General features: G+C 67.7%; 22 protein-coding genes. 15 read left to right on the top strand and 7 right to left on the bottom strand.

Going from position 1 to position 19,825, the window contains the following annotated elements:
- Positions 1 to 15 precede the first annotated feature (15 nt).
- Positions 16 to 744 carry a transcriptional repressor LexA gene (gene lexA / locus C563_RS0118795; protein ID WP_018763621.1) on the bottom strand — a complete coding sequence of 243 codons (729 nt, stop codon included), beginning with the start codon at positions 742 to 744 and terminating at the stop codon, positions 16 to 18.
- A 353-nt stretch (positions 745 to 1,097) separates the two neighbouring features.
- Between lexA and C563_RS0118790 the strand changes: the two genes are divergently transcribed.
- The 8 genes from C563_RS0118790 (at position 1,098) to C563_RS0118755 (ending at position 7,490) form a co-directional block, all read left to right on the top strand.
- Positions 1,098 to 1,514: a LysM peptidoglycan-binding domain-containing protein gene (locus C563_RS0118790; protein WP_231369931.1), complete on the top strand. Its 417-nt coding sequence runs from the start codon at positions 1,098 to 1,100 to the stop codon at positions 1,512 to 1,514.
- 165 nt (positions 1,515 to 1,679) lie between these two features.
- Positions 1,680 to 2,798 (top strand): histidinol-phosphate transaminase, encoded by a 1,119-nt coding sequence (locus C563_RS0118785; protein ID WP_018763619.1) that lies wholly within the window; start codon positions 1,680 to 1,682, stop codon positions 2,796 to 2,798.
- A 61-nt stretch (positions 2,799 to 2,859) separates the two neighbouring features.
- Entirely contained in the window at positions 2,860 to 3,486 is a 627-nt protein-coding gene (gene hisB, locus C563_RS0118780; RefSeq protein WP_018763618.1) for an imidazoleglycerol-phosphate dehydratase HisB, read from the top strand.
- On the top strand, positions 3,483 to 4,250 hold the full coding sequence (hisH, locus tag C563_RS0118775) for an imidazole glycerol phosphate synthase subunit HisH (RefSeq protein WP_018763617.1): 768 nt from the start codon (positions 3,483 to 3,485) through the stop codon (positions 4,248 to 4,250). The genes hisB and hisH overlap by 4 nt, the downstream gene beginning before the upstream one ends.
- On the top strand, positions 4,251 to 4,409 hold the full coding sequence (locus C563_RS22675; RefSeq protein ID WP_018763616.1) for a hypothetical protein: 159 nt from the start codon (positions 4,251 to 4,253) through the stop codon (positions 4,407 to 4,409).
- Positions 4,410 to 4,485: 76 nt separating this feature from the next.
- Positions 4,486 to 5,232, top strand: a complete 747-nt coding sequence (priA, locus tag C563_RS0118765) for a bifunctional 1-(5-phosphoribosyl)-5-((5-phosphoribosylamino)methylideneamino)imidazole-4-carboxamide isomerase/phosphoribosylanthranilate isomerase PriA (RefSeq protein ID WP_018763615.1) — start codon at positions 4,486 to 4,488, stop codon at positions 5,230 to 5,232.
- Positions 5,233 to 5,252: 20 nt separating this feature from the next.
- Complete coding sequence (locus C563_RS0118760; RefSeq protein ID WP_018763614.1) at positions 5,253 to 6,137, top strand: SseB family protein; 885 nt, start codon at positions 5,253 to 5,255, stop codon at positions 6,135 to 6,137.
- 57 nt (positions 6,138 to 6,194) lie between these two features.
- Entirely contained in the window at positions 6,195 to 7,490 is a 1,296-nt protein-coding gene (locus C563_RS0118755; RefSeq protein WP_018763613.1) for an MFS transporter, read from the top strand.
- Between the two features lie 127 nt (positions 7,491 to 7,617).
- Here the strand turns inward: C563_RS0118755 and C563_RS0118750 are convergent, their stop codons facing one another.
- Positions 7,618 to 8,004 carry a DUF1844 domain-containing protein gene (locus C563_RS0118750; RefSeq protein ID WP_018763612.1) on the bottom strand — a complete coding sequence of 129 codons (387 nt, stop codon included), beginning with the start codon at positions 8,002 to 8,004 and terminating at the stop codon, positions 7,618 to 7,620.
- A 281-nt stretch (positions 8,005 to 8,285) separates the two neighbouring features.
- Here C563_RS0118750 and infC point away from each other — a divergent pair, with 281 nt between their 5' ends.
- From infC to C563_RS0118730, 4 genes are all read left to right on the top strand, one after another.
- Positions 8,286 to 9,395 carry a translation initiation factor IF-3 gene (gene infC, locus C563_RS0118745; RefSeq protein ID WP_255414774.1) on the top strand — a complete coding sequence of 370 codons (1,110 nt, stop codon included), beginning with the start codon at positions 8,286 to 8,288 and terminating at the stop codon, positions 9,393 to 9,395.
- A 121-nt stretch (positions 9,396 to 9,516) separates the two neighbouring features.
- The gene (gene rpmI / locus C563_RS0118740) at positions 9,517 to 9,711 is read left to right on the top strand and encodes a 50S ribosomal protein L35 (RefSeq protein WP_009358635.1); all 195 of its coding nucleotides are present in this window, start codon (positions 9,517 to 9,519) and stop codon (positions 9,709 to 9,711) included.
- Positions 9,712 to 9,829: 118 nt separating this feature from the next.
- A complete protein-coding gene (gene rplT / locus C563_RS0118735; RefSeq protein ID WP_018763610.1) occupies positions 9,830 to 10,219 on the top strand; it encodes a 50S ribosomal protein L20 in 390 nt (129 codons plus the stop codon).
- A 70-nt stretch (positions 10,220 to 10,289) separates the two neighbouring features.
- Positions 10,290 to 11,201, top strand: a complete 912-nt coding sequence (locus tag C563_RS0118730; RefSeq protein WP_026265103.1) for a TrmH family RNA methyltransferase — start codon at positions 10,290 to 10,292, stop codon at positions 11,199 to 11,201.
- Positions 11,202 to 11,320: 119 nt separating this feature from the next.
- Here the strand turns inward: C563_RS0118730 and C563_RS0118725 are convergent, their stop codons facing one another.
- Positions 11,321 to 11,596 carry a GlsB/YeaQ/YmgE family stress response membrane protein gene (locus C563_RS0118725; RefSeq protein WP_018763608.1) on the bottom strand — a complete coding sequence of 92 codons (276 nt, stop codon included), beginning with the start codon at positions 11,594 to 11,596 and terminating at the stop codon, positions 11,321 to 11,323.
- Positions 11,597 to 11,836: 240 nt separating this feature from the next.
- On the bottom strand, positions 11,837 to 13,045 hold the full coding sequence (locus tag C563_RS0118720) for an MFS transporter (RefSeq protein ID WP_018763607.1): 1,209 nt from the start codon (positions 13,043 to 13,045) through the stop codon (positions 11,837 to 11,839).
- Positions 13,046 to 13,200: 155 nt separating this feature from the next.
- Here C563_RS0118720 and C563_RS0118715 point away from each other — a divergent pair, with 155 nt between their 5' ends.
- Positions 13,201 to 13,647, top strand: coding sequence for a (deoxy)nucleoside triphosphate pyrophosphohydrolase (locus C563_RS0118715; RefSeq protein ID WP_018763606.1), 447 nt, complete (start codon positions 13,201 to 13,203; stop codon positions 13,645 to 13,647).
- Positions 13,648 to 13,714: 67 nt separating this feature from the next.
- Here the strand turns inward: C563_RS0118715 and C563_RS0118710 are convergent, their stop codons facing one another.
- From C563_RS0118710 to C563_RS0118700, 3 genes are all read right to left on the bottom strand, one after another.
- Positions 13,715 to 14,812, bottom strand: coding sequence for an Rv2578c family radical SAM protein (locus C563_RS0118710; RefSeq protein ID WP_043424442.1), 1,098 nt, complete (start codon positions 14,810 to 14,812; stop codon positions 13,715 to 13,717).
- A gap of 77 nt (positions 14,813 to 14,889) precedes the next feature.
- Positions 14,890 to 15,543 carry an SIMPL domain-containing protein gene (locus tag C563_RS0118705; RefSeq protein WP_018763604.1) on the bottom strand — a complete coding sequence of 218 codons (654 nt, stop codon included), beginning with the start codon at positions 15,541 to 15,543 and terminating at the stop codon, positions 14,890 to 14,892.
- The gene (locus C563_RS0118700; RefSeq protein ID WP_051083587.1) at positions 15,540 to 15,995 is read right to left on the bottom strand and encodes a hypothetical protein; all 456 of its coding nucleotides are present in this window, start codon (positions 15,993 to 15,995) and stop codon (positions 15,540 to 15,542) included. Before C563_RS0118700 ends, C563_RS0118705 begins: the two co-directional genes overlap by 4 nt.
- 200 nt (positions 15,996 to 16,195) lie before the next feature.
- Between C563_RS0118700 and pheS the strand changes: the two genes are divergently transcribed.
- Together pheS and pheT are read left to right on the top strand one after the other, a co-directional pair.
- The gene (gene pheS / locus C563_RS0118695; protein WP_018763602.1) at positions 16,196 to 17,257 is read left to right on the top strand and encodes a phenylalanine--tRNA ligase subunit alpha; all 1,062 of its coding nucleotides are present in this window, start codon (positions 16,196 to 16,198) and stop codon (positions 17,255 to 17,257) included.
- Positions 17,258 to 17,259: 2 nt separating this feature from the next.
- A complete protein-coding gene (gene pheT / locus C563_RS0118690; protein ID WP_018763601.1) occupies positions 17,260 to 19,803 on the top strand; it encodes a phenylalanine--tRNA ligase subunit beta in 2,544 nt (847 codons plus the stop codon).
- The last annotated feature ends 22 nt before the right edge of the window (positions 19,804 to 19,825 follow it).

Below are 19,825 nucleotides of genomic sequence, written 5' to 3'. Positions count from 1 at the left end.
AGGTGACAGGCGGTGTCAGAGGGACCGCAGCACCGAAACCACTTTGCCCATGATGGTCGCGTGGTCGCCCAGGATGGGTTCGTACTGCGTGTTCTGCGGGAGCAGCCAGGTGTGGCCGTCCCGCTGGCGGAAGGTCTTGACGGTTGCTTCGTCATCGAGCAGGGCAGCGACGATATCACCGTTGACGGCGTCCGCCTGGCGGCGCACCACGACCCAGTCTCCGTCGCAGATGGCGGCGTCCACCATGGAGTCCCCGGCCACCTTGAGCATGAACAGTTCACCCTGGCCCACAAGTTGGCGGGGGAGCGGCATGACATCCTCAACGAGCTGCTCGGCGAGGATGGGACCGCCGGCGGCAATCCGGCCCACGAGCGGAACCATGGCGGTGTCCAGCGCGGTAGGCAGCTCCGTTACGGTGGCGCCGGGTGTCTGCGGCGCTGAGGCGGCAATCGGCTCCCCGCCGCCGCCGTCAAGCGTGAGGGGCATGAGCACCTCCATGGCTCGCGGCCGCTTCGGGTCGCGCCGGAGGTAGCCCAGCTTCTCCAGCTGGGACAGCTGATGGGTCACGCTGGACAAGCTCGCAAGGCCCACCGTGTCGCCGATCTCGCGCATTGAGGGCGGGTAGCCGTTGTCATTGACGGACCGCTGGATGGTCTCGAGGATCTTCTTCTGCCGCGGGGTAAGCCCCTTCGGAGTCCTCTTTGGTTGCGGGGCCGTCCTGCCCCCGGCGGCTGCTGCTGCCATGTTCGCCAATGCCTTTCGCTTGCCGCCGGATCTTCCGCCCCACGCCGTAGGCCGGCGTTGCGTGAAGGGTCACCGCTGTCATTGTCAGACCCTGCTGTTCAACTTCAGTGGTGGTTGTTCTTGGTTTCCAAGCTAGGCCAGCCACATTGCTTTTTCAAACATTTGTTCTAGCGAGTCTCGACATTGTTCGTTGATAGGTGCTAAAACTTAGTAAGCAAAGTTCGAATATGTGTTCTAACCATTGCATGGCCTGTTCGAAGACCTGGCCGGAAGAGATTGGTATTCCGGCACGGCAGGCAGGACGGCAGCGGCGGACACCCGGGCAGCACGGCAGGTCCAGGAGGGCTCAGTTCATGTCAGCTTTAACTCTTTCCCACATATCGCGTCCGGAGTTCCTGGCCGGGGAGCGCCACTCGTCCGGCAGCCGGCGGATCAGTGCCGGAACTGCGCCATCACCGGCGCCGCTTCGGTTGACCCGGCGGGGGCGGATCGTCCTGGTGGGAGTGCCGCTGATTCTCCTCGCGGTCCTGCTGCTCTCCTTGGCGGGACTTTTCCACTCCCCGGCCAAGGCCTCCGATTCCGCCGCGGACCTCGCCGTGACGCCCACGGTGACAGTCACGGTCCAGCCCGGCCAGTCCCTTTGGTCCATCGCCGGTGCCGTGGCCCCGAACCGGGATGCACGGGACGTCGTGGCGGACATCGTCCAGCTCAACAACCTGTCCGCCGGCGCGGTCCTGCCCGGGCAGCAGCTCTTCGTCCCCAGCCACTGACCCCTTCTTGAGCGGGTACCGCGGAGCGGCAGCCTGGCGCCGCGGCCTGGTGACTGCGGGTGCGCGTCCCCCGGAGGCTGCCGCCAGCTCTTCGTCCGGGCGTTTCCGAGGCAGGCCAAAAGTGTCATATTTTCCGGTAGTTGCCACGGCAACTAAACTGTTCAGGTGAACGACCAGCTAGAACGCCTGAACCGGCTACCCCTCCGCAGCAACCTTCGCGGGCTGACTCCCTACGGGGCGCCCCAACTGGACGTCCCCATTCTCCTGAACGTCAACGAGAACACCCATGGCGTCCCGGCGGACGTGCGTGCCGCCATCAGCGCCGCCGTGACGGAGGCCGCCGCCGGCCTGAACCGCTACCCGGACCGGGAGTTCACCGAGCTCCGCAAGGCCCTGGCCGAATACCTTGGCCATGGCCTCGACGAAACCAACCTGTGGGCCGCCAACGGCTCCAACGAGGTCCTGCAGCAAATCCTCCAGGCGTTCGGCGGCCCGGGCCGCACCGCCCTGGGCTTCCCGCCCACGTACTCCATGTACCCGCTGCTGGCGAGCGGCACCGACACCGAATACATCACCGGTGTCCGGGCCGAGGGCTACGACCTCAGCGCAGAATCCGCTGCCCGGCAGGTCAGGGAGCTGCAGCCGAACATCGTGTTCCTCTGCTCGCCGAACAATCCCACCGGCACCGGCCTGGGACTGGACGTCGTCGAGGCTGTCTACGAGGCCGGTGCTCCAAGCCAGACCATCGTCATCGTGGACGAGGCGTACCACGAATTCGCCCACGACGGCACGCCCAGCGCCCTGACCCTGTTGCCCGGCAGGGAGCGGCTGATTGTCTCCCGCACCATGAGCAAGGCCTTCGCACTCGCCGGCGCACGCCTCGGCTACATGGCCGCGGCCCCGGAGGTCACCGATGCCCTGCGCCTGGTGCGCCTTCCGTACCACCTGTCCGCGATCACCCAGGCAACCGCCCTGGCAGCCCTGCAGCACCGCGAAGCGCTCATGGCCGATGTGCAGGACATCAAGCAGCAGCGCGACCGCATTGTGGCTGAGCTGACCAGGATGGGCCTCAAGCCTGCCGCGTCCGACTCCAACTACGTGTTCTTCGGCGGCCTGGAGAACCCGCACCAGGTCTGGCAGGAACTGCTGGACGCGGGCGTGCTGATCCGCGACGTGGGAATTCCCGGGCACCTGCGGGTCACGGCCGGTACCGAGCCGGAAACCACGGCCTTCCTCACGTCCCTGGAGCGCATCCTTGCGGGCCACGCCGCGCTTCCCGCCTAGACTTGATACAGCGGCGCTGGGCGCCCTGAACCACTCCTTCTCCCACTAAGGATCCTTCACCATGAGTTCAACCGGTTCGAATACTGCTGCGGCCCGGACCGCCCGCATGGAGCGCGCCACCAGCGAGTCCTCCGTCCTCGTGGAGATCAACCTCGACGGTACGGGTGTGTCCAACATCGACACCTCGGTGCCGTTCTACGACCACATGCTGACCGCCCTGTGCAAGCACTCGCTGATCGACATGACCGTCAAAGCCACCGGCGACACCCATATCGACGTCCACCACACCGTGGAGGATGTCGCCATCACGTTCGGCGAGGTCCTGCGGACCGCGTTGGGAAACAAAGCCGGGATCCGCAGGTTCGGCGAGGCCACCGTGCCGCTGGACGAAGCCCTCGCCAACGCGGTGGTGGACGTCTCCGGCCGTCCCTACCTGGTCCACGGCGGCGAGCCCGCTGGCCAGGAGTACCACTTGATAGGCGGCCACTTCACCGGCTCCCTGACCCGCCACGTCTTTGAGGCCATCACGCTGCACGCCGGCATCTGCCTGCACATGAACGTCCTGGCCGGCCGGGACCCGCACCACATCGTGGAGGCGCAGTTCAAGGCCTTCGCCCGCGCGCTCCGCGCCGCCGTCGAACCCGATCCCCGGGTTGAAGGCATCCCCTCCACCAAGGGTGCGCTGTGAGTGGGCAGGTCCTCAAGGACGGAGCGATCATCGATCCCACCGCCTCACAGAAGCTCCCGTCGCCCGAGGGCAAGCCGACGGTGACGGTGCTCGACTACGGGTCCGGGAACGTCCGCTCCGCCGTGCGCGCCCTGGAGCGCGCCGGTGCGGAAGTGATCCTCAGCGCCAAACCGGACGATGTGCTCAACGCCGACGGCCTGGTGGTGCCCGGCGTCGGCGCATTCGAGACCGTGATGCGCGAACTCAAGGCCGTGGACGGCATCCGCCTCATCGGCAGGCGCGTCGCAGGAGGACGCCCCGTGCTGGGCATCTGCGTGGGTTTGCAGGTCCTCTTCGAGGCTGGCGTGGAACATGGCACGGAAGCCGAGGGCATCGGTGAATGGCCTGGCAAGGTGGAGGCATTGCGCGCCGAAGTTGTCCCGCACATGGGCTGGAACACCGTCAAGGTGCCCGAGGGATCCAAGCTGTTCGCCGGCGTCGAAAATGAACGGTTCTACTTCGTGCATTCCTACGGCGTGCAGGAGTGGAACTTTGAGGTGATCCAGCCGCGGATGGCGCCACCGCTGGTCACCTGGTCCGAGCACGGCGGCCCCTTCATTGCCGCCGTGGAGAACGGGCCGCTCTGCGCGACGCAGTTCCACCCCGAAAAGTCCGGCGACGCCGGCGCCCGGCTCCTGCGCAACTGGGTGGAAGGCCTCCGCAAGCCTGCCACCGGCGAGGCCGGCCATGGCACCTCCCCGGCCGAAGCCGGCAGTGGCGCCTAGATGTGGTCCGTACTCCTGATGGGCCTCGCCGGCATCCTGATTGGCGGCGGCATCTCGTTCCGTCAGCAGCACAAGCCGCTCTGGACGCAGGTGTCGTTCTACGTCCTGGCCGCCATGTCGCTGCTGGCCGCCTATTTGCTCACGCTGCCCGCCAGCTGACCCCGCCGGCCGCCGGCGACCATGCCGGCGTCGGCGCCCCAGCCCCTGTCCCGAAGAACCAACACTGAGGATGAGTATGACCACCGCACATGACCTGCCGGTCCTTGAACTGCTGCCTGCCGTCGATGTCGTCAACGGGCAGGCCGTCCGGCTGGTCCAGGGGGAAGCCGGCAGCGAAACCAGCTACGGCACGCCCTTGGACGCGGCACTGAACTGGCAGCAGCAGGGCGCCGAGTGGGTGCACCTGGTGGACCTGGATGCGGCGTTCGGGCGCGGCTCCAACGCGGACCTGCTCCGCGACGTGGTGGGCCGCCTGGACATCAAGGTGGAGCTTTCCGGCGGCCTGCGCGACGACGAGACCCTCGAAGCGGCCCTGGACCTGGGCGTGGCCCGGGTCAACCTGGGCACCGCTGCGCTGGAGAATCCGGAGTGGACCGCGCGGGCCATCGAACGCTTCGGCGACAAGATCGCCGTCGGCCTTGACGTCCGGGGCACCACCCTGGCCGGCCGGGGCTGGACCAAGGAAGGCGGAGACCTCTGGGACGTGCTGGGCCGCCTCGAGGAGGCCGGGTGCTCCCGCTATGTGGTGACCGACGTGACCAAGGACGGCACCCTGCAGGGACCCAACGTTGAACTCCTGCGCCAGATGGTGGAGAAGACCGGCAAACCCGTGGTCGCCTCCGGCGGCATCTCCAGCCTCGATGACCTCAAGGTCCTCCGCTCGCTGGTGCCGCTGGGCGTGGAAGGCGCCATCGTGGGCAAGGCCCTGTACGCCGGGGCCTTCACGCTGCCCGAAGCCCTCGACGTCGCCGGCCGGCGCTAGGCGCCCGGAAGGTCCAGCCAATGCCCAGCGCCCAGGAACCGGGACATCCCCCAGCCCGCCATCTGCCAGGACATATCGCCGCAGCCCTTGCCGGGGCCGGCGGGCCGGCGGACTCCGCGGGCCGGCCATGGGCCGGGCGCAGCCTAGCCGGCGCAGACGGCAAGATCCACAACTTCGAAGACGACGACGGCACGGCCGACGCCGGCTACCTCACCGCTGTTGCGGCGCTCCGGCAGGGGAGCGGCAGCGAGGCCGGGGTGGTGGCGGCGCTGGCAACGGCCCGGGTCTTCATCCCCATCGTGGCGCAGCTTGCTGAGGAAGCGGAGACGGACCACGGGCTGCACGCCGACAAGCAGGCGGACATGGCCCTGGTCACGCTGAAGGCCGCCGACGGCCGGACGGCGCTCCCGGCATTCACCTCTTCAGCCGCGCTCTCCGCCTGGCACCCCGAGGCCCGGCCGGTTGCCGTGTACGCGGCCCGCGCCGCGCTCTCTGCCGTCGCGGAGGGTGCCGAACTCCTGGTCCTGGACCCGGGGGCAGACTTCACCTTCGTGGTCCGCCGCCCGGCCGTCTGGGCCCTGGCCAAGCAGCACCACTGGGTCCCTTCCTACGAGGACGGTGAGCTTGCGGGTGAACTTGGCCGCGCCTCCTCCGGGTTTCCCGCGGTGCGCGGTATCGAACTCCTGCCTGGCAGGGGAGTGTCCGCCACTGCTGCCGACGGCACCGTGGTTCCCGGCGGCGGCGCCGGACCCGAACTCCAGGTGGTGCTCTACCTTGAGGACGGGTTGGACGCCGCCGGGGTCCAGGAACTGGTGGCCGGCCTGCAGGCGGAGTGGTCCCGGAATGTATTGTTTGGGGAGCGCGTCGATTCCCTGGAGATCAAGCTCAGGCGCGCTCCCGACTAGCTGCCGGCCGGATGGGTGAACCCCGCCCGCGCCGGGGCGGACCCTAAGGATCGCTTCGTGAATTTCGCTCTCTACCGGGAGTTGCTCGCCGTCCGGCCCATCCGGCGGCTGCTGCTGGTGGGCATGGTTGCCCGGATCCCGCACTCGGCTGCCGGAGTCCTGCTCACCCTGCATATCGTCCTGACCCTGGGCCAGGGCTACGCGGCGGCCGGCGCCGCCGCGGCGGTGATGACCATTGGCATTGCCCTTGGCGCCCCGTGGCGTGGCCGGCGCGTTGACACCGTGGGCCTGCGGACGGCGCTTATTCCGTCGGTGATCTCGGAGACCATCATCTGGTCCGTGGTGCCCCATGTGTCCTACCAGTGGCTCCTGCCGCTCGTCTTCGTCGGCGGCCTGCTCACACTGCCCATCTTCAGCGTCGTCCGGCAGTCCTTGGGCGTCCTGGCCCAAGGCGACCAGCGCCGTACGGCCTTTGCCCTGGACGCCATCACCACCGAAATGGTGTTCATGATCGGCCCGGCCGCGGGCGCCGTGGTGGCCACCAGCGGGTTCACCACCGCAGGCTTGACCGTCGTGGGCATAGCGACGTCGCTGGCCGGACTGTTCCTCATGTGGTTCAACCCGCCCACCCGCAGTGCGGACCCGGGAATGGGACGCGAAGCTGACGAGCAGCACGCGGCGGAGGCCGCCGTCGTCTCCACCGCCCCGGCCCATGTCCAGGAAGCCGCCGCGGAACTGGCGGCGCCCGCGGGTGCCGCTGCACCGCAGGAGGGCTCGAGGGGAAGGCCGGCGGGCGGCTTCTCCTGGTTCACCGCCACAGTGGCGGCCCTCTTCGCGGTCGCCGCCGGCGCCGGCATGGTCCTGAGCGGCACCGACGTTGGCATTGTTGCCGCCTTGGAGATCGGTGGACACCAGAGCGAAATCGGCATCGTCTTCGTCTTCTGGTGCGCCGCCTCAGTGGTGGGCGGCATCATCTACGGCGCCATGCACAGGCCCGTCCCGCCCGTCATCCTGCTGCTGGGCATGGCGGCCCTGACGCTGCCCATGGCACTCGCCCACGACACCTGGACGCTCGCTTTCGTCTCCGTCCTGCCCGGCTTGCTGTGCGCCCCGGTGCTCTCGGCGGCCTCCGAGAAGGTGGCGGACCTGGTCCCGGAGGAGCGGCGCGGGGAGGCGATGGGCTGGTACGGCTCGGCCCTCACCGCCGGGGTTGCACTCGGTTCGCCGCTCGCCGGCATCTTCATCGACCTGATGGGCCCCTCCGGCGGCTTCGTCTCGGTCGGGGGCGCGGGTGTGCTGCTGTGCCTGGTGGGGCTGGCCCTGCAGCTGCGCCGGCGCAGGGCCGCCGCCTGAACCCGCTTCCAACGGTTGCTCCCCGCCCGCGTGGATGAGCCGCGGGCCATGTTCAGGGGAAACGACGACGGCGGGACGACCTCGGATGGTCGTCCCGCCGTCGGGCGCTGCGTGGGGGAGTCCGGCGTTAGTTCACGGCCCCGGTGTACTTTTCGCCCGGGCCCTTGCCCGGAGCATCGGGAATCAGGGACTCCTCACGGAAGGCGAGCTGGAGGGAGCGGAGGCCATCGCGCAACGGTCCGGCGTGCTGGGAGCCGATTTCCGGGGCGGCCGCGGTAACCAGGCCGGCAAGGGCGGTGATCAGTTTCCGGGCTTCGTCCAGGTCCTTGAGTTCGGCTGCGTTGTCTTCAGCGGCGAGGCCCAGCTTCACGGCGGCGGCGCTCATGAGGTGCACGGCGGCCGTGGTGATGACCTCGATGGCGGGGACCTCCGAGATGTCGCGGATCTGCTGTGAAACGTCCGCGCCTGCGTCAGCGGGCTCGAAAACGTACGAATTACTGTCTGAGGTGCTCATACTGGTAAGCTTGACACAGACCGACTGGATGTCGTTATTTCAGAGATCGTTCCAAGCGATGGGGTTCCCAGCAGCGCTTCGCGGCGTTGGCGGGAATTTTTTTCTGTAGAATGGCATCCAGTTTGCAAGCGGAGTTCTCTCCCACCCGCGTCAGCCGCTGTTTCCCAGGTTCCTTGCGAACCGCCAGGGGACGAAAGGTTGCCGGGTACCTGGTTGGGCATGGAACCGGTAACAACCGGAGCTGTGCGCGTGCTTCCCGTTTTCGGGACGGCTTCGCCAACCTGTTTGAGGCCTTCGATTGCTCCGGCAATTGGGGGCCTTCTCTATTTGCCGGACACAACAACAAACACAGGAGCTTTAACATTAGCGAGCCAAGAATCAATGAGCGTATCCGCGTCCCCGAGGTGCGGCTGGTCGGACCTGCAGGTGAACAGGTAGGAATCGTCCGTATTGAGGATGCCCTGCGCCTGGCTGCCGAATCCGACCTTGATCTCGTTGAAGTTGCACCTCAGGCGAAGCCTCCGGTGTGCAAGCTGATGGATTTCGGCAAGTACAAGTACGAAGCCGCGGTCAAGGCACGTGAGGCCCGGAAGAACCAGACGAACACCGTTCTGAAGGAAATCCGCTTCCGCCTCAAGATCGACACCCACGACTACGAGACCAAGCGGGGCCACGCCCTTCGCTTCCTCGGCGCCGGGGACAAGGTCAAGGCCATGATCCAGTTCCGCGGCCGCGAGCAGCAGCGCCCCGAAATGGGCATCCGCCTGCTCCAGCGCTTCGCGGACGACGTCGCCGAAGTTGGCGTGGTGGAGTCCAGCCCCCGCATCGATGGCCGGAACATGGTCATGGTTGTCGGTCCGCTGAAGAACAAGGCCGAGGCAAAGGCTGAAGCCCGTCGCGCCACCCAGCGCGCCGAGGCGAAGGCACAGAACGAAGCCAAAGCCTCCGGCCGTGTGGACACGTCCGGCACGGACCAGGCGCCCATGACCCAGTCACTGGCTGACCTCCTGCCGGAAGGCTTCACCGTTTCCACCGAACCGGAGACGGCTCCGGAGGAAACTGCCGCTGCCGAGGCGCCTGCTGCACCGGCTCCCGAGCAGGAAGCCGCCAAGGAGGAAGCTCCCAAGGCTGCCCCGGCTCCCCGGCAGGAAGCACCTAAGGCCGCCGCGCCCAAGGCTGCTGCACCCAAGCAGGAGGCTCCGAAGCAGGAGGCTCCGAAGGCTGCCGCAGCACCGAAGCCCGCGACCGCCGCCAAGCCGGCGGCAGCGGCGCCGAAGCCCGCCGCCGTGCCTGCACCGCCGAAGCCGGTGGCCAGGCCTGCTGCACCGAAGCCTGCTGCCCGCCCTGCCCCCAAGGCAGTGCCCAAGCCGGCGGGTAAGAAGACCAACTAGTTCACAGCTGCCGGAGGTTCCGCCCTCCGGCAGTCAGCAACCAGCATGCTGCCCGCAGGGGCGGCTGCGCGATAGAACTGCCGGCCCCAGGGCCCGCAGACACGTAAGGAGATCGGTTCCCATGCCGAAGATGAAGACCCACAGTGGTGCTAAGAAGCGCTTCAAGCTGACCGGCAGCGGCAAGCTGCGCCGCCAGCAGGCCAACCGCCGCCACTACCTGGAGCACAAGTCCAGCCGCCTGACCCGCCGCCTCGCCGGCGACAAGATCGTCTTCAAGGGCGATGCCAAGGTCATCCGGAAGATGCTCGGCATCTAGTTTCCAAGTTTATTGATGGGCCGCCCCCTGGCGGTTCGTCTTCTGCCAAACAGCCTTCTCAGGCCGCCGGATTTCCGGCAACAGATGCTTGGGATCAGATTTTCGAAGGAGTACGCACGTGGCACGTGTGAAGAGGGCGGTAAACGCCCACAAGAAGCGCCGGGTTGTCCTTGAGCGGGCAAAGGGTTACCGCGGACAGCGTTCGCGCCTGTACCGCAAGGCCAAAGAGCAGCTGCTGCACTCGTTTGTGTACAGCTACGGTGACCGCAAGAAGAAGAAGGGCGACTTCCGCCGCCTGTGGATCCAGCGCATCAACGCTGCGTCCCGCGCCAACGGCCTCACCTACAACCGACTGATCCAGGGCCTGAAGGCCGCTGAGGTCGAGGTTGACCGCCGCATGCTGGCCGAGCTCGCCGTCTCGGACGCCAACGCATTTGCCGCACTGGTCCAGGTGGCCAAGGACTCCCTGCCGGCTGACACCTCCGCCAAGAAGGTCGCCGCAGCCTAGAGGCCGCGCAGTGCTCCTCCCTGAGGGGCCGGTTCAAGAACTGGTGGCAGCAGCTACTACAGTTTCTTGTATGAACGACACCGGGCGCCCGCAAGATTTTCCATTGTCCAACCCCCGAGCCGATCGGGTCAGGGACGTGGCAAAGCTTGCAGGGCGCCCGGCCCGTTTAAAGCGTGGCCAGTTCCTTGCTGAGGGGCCGCAGGCAGTGCGCGAGGCACTCAAGCTCCACCAGCAGCGCCTTGCGGCCGGAGCCCCGGGCATCGTCACGGACGTCTACGCAAGTGAAAGCTGCCTGGACCGTTTTCCCGAGTTCGAGGAGCTTGCCGAGGGGACCACGGCACGGCTGGCCACCGATGAGGTCCTGTCGGCCATGGCCGACACGGTCAATCCGCAGGGAATCGTGGCCGTCTGCCGCTTCGTGGACGTTTCCCTGGCGGACGTGCTCGACGCCGGACCACGCCTGGTAGCCGTGCTCTGCCAGGTCAGGGATCCCGGTAACGCCGGAACAGTGCTCCGCGCCGCCGATTCCGCCGGGGCCGACGCCGTGGTGTTCACTGCGTCCAGCGTCGATATCTACAATCCCAAGGCAGTCCGCTCTACGGCCGGTTCCCTGTTCCACCTGCCCGTTGTCCTGGCTGCCGACCCGGCAGAACTCGCGGCTGCGTGCAAGGCCCGCGGCATCGGCATCCTCGCTGCGGACGGCTACGGACAGTTGGACCTGGATGTCCTCCAGGACGAGAGCGCCCGCCGCAGGCTCACCGGAAAGGGCCCGGATTCCGTGTACGATCTGGCCGGGCCCACAGCCTGGTTCTTCGGCAACGAGGCGCAGGGGTTGTCGGAGGAAGAACTTGCCCTGGCCGACCACCGGGTGGCTGTCCCCGTCTACGGGGCGGCGGAGAGCCTGAACCTCGGTACTGCGGCCACCGTCTGCCTCTACGCCAGCGCCAGGTCCCAACGCCGGGATGGGGCAGTTCCGGAATAAGTTGCCGGCGGCCAGCCAGGAGGGCGCCGCCGACGAAGGAGTGGCCGGGGAAGAAGCGGCCGGGCAAAAAGAAAGGCCCCGGATATCCGGGGCCCGGTGGTTATGTGGTGACGGAGTGGTCAGGGCGCGCGGGTGGCTTTTCCGCGTCCGGTGACGAATCCGTAGATGCCGGCGACAATGAGGCCACCGACGATAGCGAGAATCCACGTGCCGAGGTCGAAGAAGCCCATGTCGCCCTTGGCGAAAAGGAGGCTGCCAATCCAGCCGCCAACAATGGCACCAACAACACCGAGGATGAGGCTGGTGACCCAGCCGCCGCCGACCCGTCCGGGCATAACGGCCTTAACGATGGCCCCGACAATCAGGCCCAAAATAATCCAAGCAAGAAAACCCATGTCTCCTCCTTATTGTGACCGGGAAAAATAGTCCCGATGAGCCTCAAGCTAACATAAGGGCCCCGCAAAGTCAGTAGCCGAACCTGCGCCGTTGCTGCATCGTTAGGGGCGTCCCGGTACGGTATGGACCGGGTGGGGCCACGGCGGGATCCTGCACTGTCCAGCAGCGAAGAACCGGCGACTAGGAAGCTCCCTGGCTGTACATGGCGGTACCGCGGCGATGGTGGGTCGCGGGCGGGATCAGGCTGCCAGCGGACGCTTGCGCTCCAGCACGCCACTGAGCAGCGCGACGCCGAACCCGAGGACGGCGAGTACGGCGCCCACGAGCGCCGGGGCTACGAAGCCCCACCCGAGGGAAATGACGAGGCCGCCGAGAAAGGCCCCCAGGGCGTTGGCAACGTTGAGCGCGGCGTGGTTGAGCGAGGAGGCCAGGGACGGCGCATCCGGTGAAGCATCCAGCAGCCGGGTTTGCAGGGCGGGGACCAGCATGGAACCGGCGGCCCCCACCACGAACACCATGACCAGGGCGCTCCATGCCCAGTGTGCTGCCACGGCGTAGAGCACCAGGGCAACTGCAATCGCGGGCAGGACGCGGTAGAGGGTGCCCATCACCGACTTGTCGGCCAGCCTGCCGCCGATGAGGTTCCCGGCCACCATACCCAGTCCGTACAAGGCCACCACCAGCGGGATCAGCGTGGAGGGGATTCCGGCCACGTTGGTCATGGTGTGGGCGATGTAGGTATAGGTTGCGAAGAAGCCGCCGAAGCCAACAATCCCCACCAGGAGCGCCAGCCACACCTGCAGCCGTTTCAGCGCACCGAGTTCGCGCCGGATGCTCGCGTCCGGGTGCGTCTTCTGGAACGGCACGAAGATCCAGACGAGCACCAGTGCCAGCAGCCCGATGCACCCCACCAGGACGAACAGCAGCCGCCAGCCGAAGGCCTGGCCCAGCCAGGTGGCAAAGGGTACTCCGACGACGTTGGAGATGCTGAGGCCGGCCATCACCATGGAGATGGCCCAGCCGCGCCGCGTCGGCGGGACCAGGGAGGCGGCTATCACGGCGGCCACGCCAAAGAACGCCCCGTGCGGCAGGCCCGCAGCGAACCTCGAGACGAGCATGGACCCGTAGTCAGGTGCGATGAACGAACTGAGGTTGGCAACCGTAAAGAAAAGCAGGAGCCCGAGCGCCAGGTATTTGCGGGGTAGCTTGGCCCCGACGACGGCAAGCAGCGGGGCGCCGACCACGACGCCCAGGGCGTAGGCGGAGATCAGGTAGCCGGCCTGGGGAGTGCTGATCGCCAGTCCCTGCTCCACCTCCTTCAACAGGCCCATCATGGTGAACTCGGTCACACCGATGCCTACCCCGCCCATGGCCAGCGCAAAAATGGCCATCCCAAGGTTCGGGGTTTTGGCGGGTGTTGCCGTGGACTGGGAAAGAACGCTGCTCATGTGCCTGCTTCTCAAAGATGGGTGGAAAAGACCGGATGCCACGGCAGTGGGGCAGGAACGTCCGGACAGAGTCGCAAACCCTTGGCGGCCAGGACCTATTCCCTGAGCCGGAATGCTGTTCCGGGACATTCCATTGTGGACCATAGAATGGCCGAATGACTGGACTGATTCAGGTTGTGGGCGGAGCCATCGTGGACGAGCTGGCGGACCCGGCGGCCCTGCTGGTCGCCAGGCGAAGTGCGCCGGAGCACCTGGCCGGTCTGTGGGAGTTCCCGGGCGGCAAGGTTGAACCCGGCGAGGAGCCCGAGGCCGCGCTGGTGCGGGAACTGTCAGAGGAACTCGGAATCGGTGTCCGGCTGGGACCCGAACTGCCGGCGGAGGATCCCGGCGGCTGGCCGCTGAACGAACGGGCCAGCATGCGGGTCTGGTTCGCGGAGGTCAGCGACGGCGAGCCGCGGCCCCTTGAAGACCATGACGAACTGCGGTGGCTGGACCTCCGGGACCGGGACGCGGTCCTGGGCCTGCCGTGGATCCCTGCTGATTTTCCGATCGTCCGGGCTTTGCTGGACTCGGTGGCATCCCCGCTGAACCAGGCACTCTGAACCAGGCACTCTGAACCAGGCCCGCTGAACCAGGGCCTCTGACACGGGACCGCCACCACAGGACCTGCTAGAAGAGGGCGTCCTGCTGCGAAGGCCGGGCGGGAACCCCCGCGGTGCCCTCTGTAGCCGGGGCGGGGATGCTGCCGGCGGGGTACTGCGCTTCCTCGGCGCGGGGATCGTCCAGGTCCCGGTGGCTGAAGCCGGAGGAATGCGAGAAACCGTGGCGTGCCTTGAAGTACCGGACCTTGGCGGCCAGCCAGGTGCGGTACTCCTTGGAAGCGTAGGACCCCGTCCCGTACAGCCGCCGGTAGCGTCCCGCCAGTTCGGGGTGGTGGGCTGCGATCCACTTCATGAACCACTCCCTGGTCCCGGGCTTCAGGTACAGGGCACCCGCGGTGACTCCCGTTGCGCCCGCGGCCGCCAGGGAGCCGAAGAGAGCATCCAGGGCTTCGTCACTGTCGGAAAGCCACGGCAGGATGGGCATGGCCATCACCCCACACGGGAGCCCGGCTTCGCGCAGCCGGGACACCAGCCTCAGCCGCGCCCTGGGCCCGGGTGTGCCGGGCTCGATGGCTTCCGAAAGGGCCTCATCGGTCATGGCCAGCGAGATTCCCAGGCCTACCGGCACCTGCGTGGCAGCACTTTTCAACAGGGGAATGTCCCGCGCCAGCAACGTGCCCTTGGTGAGGATGGACAGGGGAGTGCCGGAGTCCGCCAGGGCGGAGATAATGCCCGGCATGAGGCGGTACCGTCCCTCGGCCCGCTGATAGGGGTCGGTGTTGGTGCCAAGCGCCACCTGCTGGCGCGTCCAGGACGCCTTGTTCACTTCCTTGCGCAGCACTTCCGCCGCGTTGACCTTAACCACCACCTGGTTGTCGAAGTCCATGCCGGCGTCGAAATCCAAATACGTGTGGGACTTCCTGGCAAAGCAGTACACGCAGGCGTGGCTGCAACCACGGTAGGGGTTCACCGTCCATTCGAAAGGCATCCTGGACCCCGCCGGGACCCTGTTGAGCACCGATTTTGCGGTGACCTCATGGAACGTGATGCCGGCGAACTCGGGAGTGGTGACGGACCGGACCAGGCCGGCCAGCGGCAGCAATGCCGGAGCAGCCCCACTGGCAGTTTCGGGGGTCGGAACCAAAGCCTGTGCTTCCCATCTCATGGCCTCCATTCGAAGACATGTTCGAACGGAAGTCAAGGGCGGCGCGCTGCCTCAGGGCTTCTCCCAGCCAACGCCGGCTAGTGCAGCAGCTCCCACGTGACCGTCACGCCTGCCTCCACCCGGTTCCGGCCGGACTCAAGGGGCAGCCCCTCAACGGCGGAGGCCCGTTGCAGGCCGGCGGCCGGTACCGGGCCGGGAGCCGCCCGGAGGTCGGTCACGGACAAGACCCGGCCCAGTGTGGCCGAGGCGAGCGACGCGAACTGGGCGGCTGCGCGGAGTGCGTCCTGCCAGGCAGCCTCCCTGGCCTGTGCACGGGTGGCTGAGTCATCGGAGAGGACCAGCTGCAGGCTCTCCAGCCGGACGTCGTCACCGCCCGACCCAACGGCGGAGATGGCCGCCGGTGCGTTGCCGACGTCCCGCAGCCTGACAGCAATGCTGCCGACCGCAACGTAGCCCACGAGTTTCTGCCCTTCGCCGTCCCGCCACGCGAGGTCTGCCCGCACTGACAGGCCGCCCGTCCGCAGGTCGGCAGGGGCAACGCCGTGTCCCCGGAGGGCCGCGGCCACGGCGGCAAGGCCCTGGCCGGCCGCCGCATACGCGTCCGCCACGGACGGCGCGCGGCACTCCACCGCCACGGACACCGTCACCAGGTCAGGGACCGCCTCCGCCCACCCGCTCCCGGTGACGGTCACAGTGCCGGCATCTGTGGAGGCCCGCTCCGCGGCGTTCACAGGACCGCGCTCCCCGCCGGAACCGGGTAGCCGCCGGCGGCCAGGCCGGCCCTGCGTTCGAAAATATTCGCTGTTCCCGGATTTCCGCTCCGCAGCACGGACCACCCGGCCGCGGCCAGGTAGAAGGGAATGAACGGCAGGCCGAGGCACCAGGCGTACTGGCTGCAGTGCCGCTCCTCATGGCCCAGCAACGCAGGCCGGGACAACAGGTCGGCGGCCGGACCGCGGTACAGCACCACGTTCCCCACCGTGAAGGCGCGGGCGGCCGGAAGCCGCCAACGGTACCCGGCGGCCAGGACCATGCCACGCGGGCCGCGGCTTAGCCGGGTCCCCGCGGCGAGGGCGACGGCGAGGCCCGCGACAGTACTCCCGTTGAGGAGGTTCGCTGCCCGCCTGAGCCGCTGGGCCGTCGTCGGGACATCCTGGGTACCCGCGCGCTGCCGCAAAGTCATGAGGCCATGGTAGCCGGAGGGTTCAACTAGACTGGAGGGCAGTGGCCGCCGGTCCTGCCGGCGAGCCCTGACCTGGTCATTGAATGAACTGACGTTCAGCGCATTCATCCATGACCTGCCAGCGACGGACGCGCCAAGCGGGAAACCGCGTACGGCTGCCCCGCCCGCCGGCAGCCACGACTCGTAGCTAAGAACAGTAGATGACTGAAACTTTGCCGGGCGCCGCCATTCCGAACCCCACGGATGAGGCCGCCATCAACGCCGCTGTAGACCAGGCCATCACCGCCATCGACGGTGCGGCCACCCTTGACGAGCTGAAGGCGGTGCGGCTTGCCCACAGCGGCGAGAAATCCCCGCTGAGCCTTGCCAACCGTGAGATCGGCCGGTTGCCCAAGGACCAGAAGGCGCTCGCCGGAAAGCTGATGGGCGCCTCCCGCGGCCGGGTCAACAAGGCGCTCGCCGACCGCACGGCCGTCCTGGAAGCCGAGAACGATGCCCGCATCCTGGTTGAGGAAACCGTGGACGTCACCGCCGCGCCGCGCCGTCGCCGTGCCGGTGCCCGCCACCCGCTCTCCACCCTCCAGGACCGCGTGGCGGACATCTTCGTGGGCATGGGCTGGGAAATCGCCGAAGGCCCCGAGGTCGAATCGGAGTGGTTCAACTTCGATGCGCTGAACTTCAAGCCGGACCACCCGGCCCGCGAAATGCAGGACACCTTCTTCGTTGAGCCGCCCGAAGCCCACCTGCTGATGCGCACGCACACGTCCCCGGTACAGGTCCGCTCCATGCTCGAGCGCGAAGTACCCATCTACGTGCTGTGCCCCGGCAAGGTGTTCCGCACCGACGAACTCGATGCCACCCACACCCCGGTGTTCCACCAGTTCGAGGGCCTTGCCATCGACAGGAACCTCAGCATGGCGGACCTGCGCGGCACCCTTGAGCACTTCGCCCGGCAGATGTTCGGCGATGAAGCCCAGATCCGGCTGCGCCCCAACTACTTCCCGTTCACGGAGCCGTCCGCCGAACTGGACATCTTCCATCCCGGGGCCAAGGGGGGCCCGGCGTGGATCGAGTGGGGCGGCTGCGGCATGGTCAATCCGAACGTCCTGCGCGCCGCCGGCATCGACCCGGACGTCTATTCAGGTTTTGCCTTCGGCATGGGCATCGAGCGTACCCTCATGTTCCGCAACGAGGTGGGGGACATGCGCGACATGATCGAAGGCGATGTACGGTTCAGCGAGCACTTCGGGATGGAGATCTAACAGTGCGTATCCCACTTTCCTGGCTGCGTGAATTCGCGGCCGTACCGGCCGATGCAACGGCCGAAGACGTTATGGCCGAACTGGTCAAGGTCGGTTTCGAAGAGGAAGCGGTCCACCGCCCCACCGACGCCCTGCGCGGGCCCGTGGTGGTGGGCCAGGTCCTGAGCCTGGTCAAGGAACCGCAGACCAACGGCAAGACCATCAACTGGTGCCAGGTCCGCGTCGTGCCCGAAGGGCAGGAGCAGACCCTGACAGGAGACGGCATCGACCCCTCCGGCGTGCAGGGCATCATCTGCGGCGCCCACAACTTCGTGGAAGGCGACAAAGTGGTGGTCACCCTGCCCGGCGCCGTGCTGCCCGGCGACTTCCACATCTCCGCCCGCAAGACCTACGGCCACCTCTCCGCCGGCATGATCGCCTCCGTCCGCGAACTGGGCATCGGCGATGACCACGACGGCATCCTGGTGCTCTCCCGCATCGGGCTGGACCCGGAAATCGGCACCGACGCCATGGAGCTCCTGGGCCTCTACGACCAGGCTGCGGAAATCAACGTCACCCCGGACCGCGGCTACGCCTTCTCCATCCGCGGCGTGGCCCGCGAGTACGCGCACGCCACCGGCACCGCCTTCACGGATCCCGCCACAAAGGTCAACGCCCCGGCCGAGCTGTCCGGCGGCTACGGCGTCAAGCTCAACGACGACGCCCCCATTTACGGCACGCCCGGCTGCGACCGCTTCGTGGCCCGCACGGTGCGCGGCGTGGATGCCACCCGGCCCACCCCGCAGTGGATGGTATCCCGGCTGCGGCTGGCCGGCATCCGCTCCATCTCGCTGCCGGTGGACATTTCAAACTACGTCATGCTTGAGCTGGGCCAGCCCACGCACTGCTACGACCTGGACAAGCTGTCCGGCGACATCGTGGTGCGGCGCGCGTCCGCAGGGGAGAAGATCACCACCCTGGACGGCAAGGAGCGCACCCTTGACGCGGAGGACCTCCTGATCACCGACGACTCCGGCGCCATCGGCATCGCGGGCGTCATGGGCGGCGCGGCCACCGAGGTGAGCGATTCGACGTCGAACATCCTGGTTGAGGCGGCACACTTCGACGACGTGTCCATCGGACGTTCCCGCCGCCGGCACAAGCTGCCGTCCGAGGCGTCCAAGCGCTTCGAACGCGGCGTTGACTGGCAGGTTGCGGGCGTCGCCGCGCAGCGCGTGGTGGACCTCCTGGTGGAACTGGCCGGGGGATCCGCCGATGAGGCGGGGACCGACGTCGGCACCGCCCCCGAAACCGTCACCATCGAGCTGCCGGCCGGCTTCGCCGCGGCCCGCATCGGGATCGACTTCACCGAAGCGCAGATTGTCACCTCGCTGGAGGACCTGGGTGCCGTCGTCGTAAAGCACGACGCCGGCTGGACCGTGACGCCGCCCAGCTGGCGCAGCGACCTGGAAACCAAGGAAGACCTCACAGAGGAAATCGCGCGGCTGGTGGGCTACGACAAGATCCCTGCCACGTTGCCCGTGGCCCCTCCCGGCCGCGGCCTCACCCGGGTCCAGCAGCAGCGCCGGCGCCTGATCCAGGCCCTGGCGGACGCCGGACTCACCGAGGTCCTGTCCTACCCGTTCGTGTCCAAGGCGGCCAACGACACCTTCGGCACGGCCGACGAAGCCACCCCCCGGAGCGCCGTCAAGCTCGCCAACCCGATCAGCGAGGAGCAGGGCTACCTGCGGACCTCGATCCTTCCGGGCCTGATCGAGGTGGCCAAGCGGAACCATTCCCGCGGCTTCCGCGACCTCGCCCTGTTCGAGTCCGGCCTGGTCTTCCTTCCCGGCGACGCCATGGGTACCGCCGCCATCCCGCCGTTGGGGGAAAAGCCTGCCGACGAGGTGCTGGATGCCCTCTACGACGGCGTCCCGGACCAGCCGTTCCATGTGGCCGCCATCCTCACCGGCCACGATTCCCCGGCTGCTGCCGGCCACACTCCGCGGACGTGGGACTGGGCTGACGCGCTGGATGTTGCCCGCCTTGCGGGCGACGTCCTCGGCGTCGACCTTGTGGTCACGCAGGGCAGCCACCAGGCGTTCCATCCCGGCCGCACCGCCCGGCTCGCACTGCGGACGGGAGAGACCGTGGGGTACGCGGGCGAACTGCACCCCAAGCTGCTGGCGGCCTCGGACATGCCGGCCCGTTCGGTGGCACTTGAACTCAATGCCGACGCCCTCTTCGACGCCGCACCGGACGTGATCGTGGCCCGCCACATCTCGACCTTCCCCGTGGCCACCCAGGACGTGGCGCTCGTGGTCCCGGCCGACGTCCCGGCCGATGAGGTCCTGGCCGCCCTGCGTGAAGGTGCCGGCGAGCTGCTGGAGGACGTCGCCCTGTTCGACGTCTACGCCGGCAAGGGCATTGAGGACGGCAAGAAGTCGCTGGCCTTCGGGCTCCGGTTCCGGGCCGCCGACCGCACCTTGACCGCGGACGAAGCCTCGGCCGCGCGCGAAAGCGCCGTGGCCCTGGCCGCGGAACGCTTCGGAGCCGTGCAGCGCTAGTTCCTGTTCGCAGCCTCCGGAA

It is taken from the genome of Arthrobacter sp. 135MFCol5.1 (assembly GCF_000374865.1).
In the GTDB taxonomy this organism is placed as follows: domain Bacteria; phylum Actinomycetota; class Actinomycetes; order Actinomycetales; family Micrococcaceae; genus Arthrobacter.
The sequence above is the reverse complement of the archived record's forward strand: the minus strand, read 5'-3'. Positions and strand labels throughout refer to the sequence as shown.

What these genes read in the sequence shown, in the direction of transcription:
- lexA (WP_018763621.1), bottom strand. Translation starts at nt 744, where the DNA reads ATGGCAGCAGCAGCCGCCGGGGGCAGGACGGCCCCGCAACCAAAGAGG.
- rpmI (WP_009358635.1), top strand. Translation starts at nt 9,517, where the DNA reads ATGCCGAAGATGAAGACCCACAGTGGTGCTAAGAAGCGCTTCAAGCTG.
- hisB (WP_018763618.1), top strand. Translation starts at nt 2,860, where the DNA reads ATGAGTTCAACCGGTTCGAATACTGCTGCGGCCCGGACCGCCCGCATG.
- C563_RS0118725 (WP_018763608.1), bottom strand. Translation starts at nt 11,596, where the DNA reads ATGGGTTTTCTTGCTTGGATTATTTTGGGCCTGATTGTCGGGGCCATC.
- C563_RS0118715 (WP_018763606.1), top strand. Translation starts at nt 13,201, where the DNA reads ATGACTGGACTGATTCAGGTTGTGGGCGGAGCCATCGTGGACGAGCTG.
- C563_RS0118720 (WP_018763607.1), bottom strand. Translation starts at nt 13,045, where the DNA reads ATGAGCAGCGTTCTTTCCCAGTCCACGGCAACACCCGCCAAAACCCCG.
- C563_RS0118760 (WP_018763614.1), top strand. Translation starts at nt 5,253, where the DNA reads ATGCCCAGCGCCCAGGAACCGGGACATCCCCCAGCCCGCCATCTGCCA.
- C563_RS0118700 (WP_051083587.1), bottom strand. Translation starts at nt 15,995, where the DNA reads ATGACTTTGCGGCAGCGCGCGGGTACCCAGGATGTCCCGACGACGGCC.
- C563_RS0118730 (WP_026265103.1), top strand. Translation starts at nt 10,290, where the DNA reads ATGAACGACACCGGGCGCCCGCAAGATTTTCCATTGTCCAACCCCCGA.
- C563_RS22675 (WP_018763616.1), top strand. Translation starts at nt 4,251, where the DNA reads ATGTGGTCCGTACTCCTGATGGGCCTCGCCGGCATCCTGATTGGCGGC.
- C563_RS0118790 (WP_231369931.1), top strand. Translation starts at nt 1,098, where the DNA reads ATGTCAGCTTTAACTCTTTCCCACATATCGCGTCCGGAGTTCCTGGCC.
- C563_RS0118750 (WP_018763612.1), bottom strand. Translation starts at nt 8,004, where the DNA reads ATGAGCACCTCAGACAGTAATTCGTACGTTTTCGAGCCCGCTGACGCA.
- pheS (WP_018763602.1), top strand. Translation starts at nt 16,196, where the DNA reads ATGACTGAAACTTTGCCGGGCGCCGCCATTCCGAACCCCACGGATGAG.
- C563_RS0118710 (WP_043424442.1), bottom strand. Translation starts at nt 14,812, where the DNA reads ATGAGATGGGAAGCACAGGCTTTGGTTCCGACCCCCGAAACTGCCAGT.
- priA (WP_018763615.1), top strand. Translation starts at nt 4,486, where the DNA reads ATGACCACCGCACATGACCTGCCGGTCCTTGAACTGCTGCCTGCCGTC.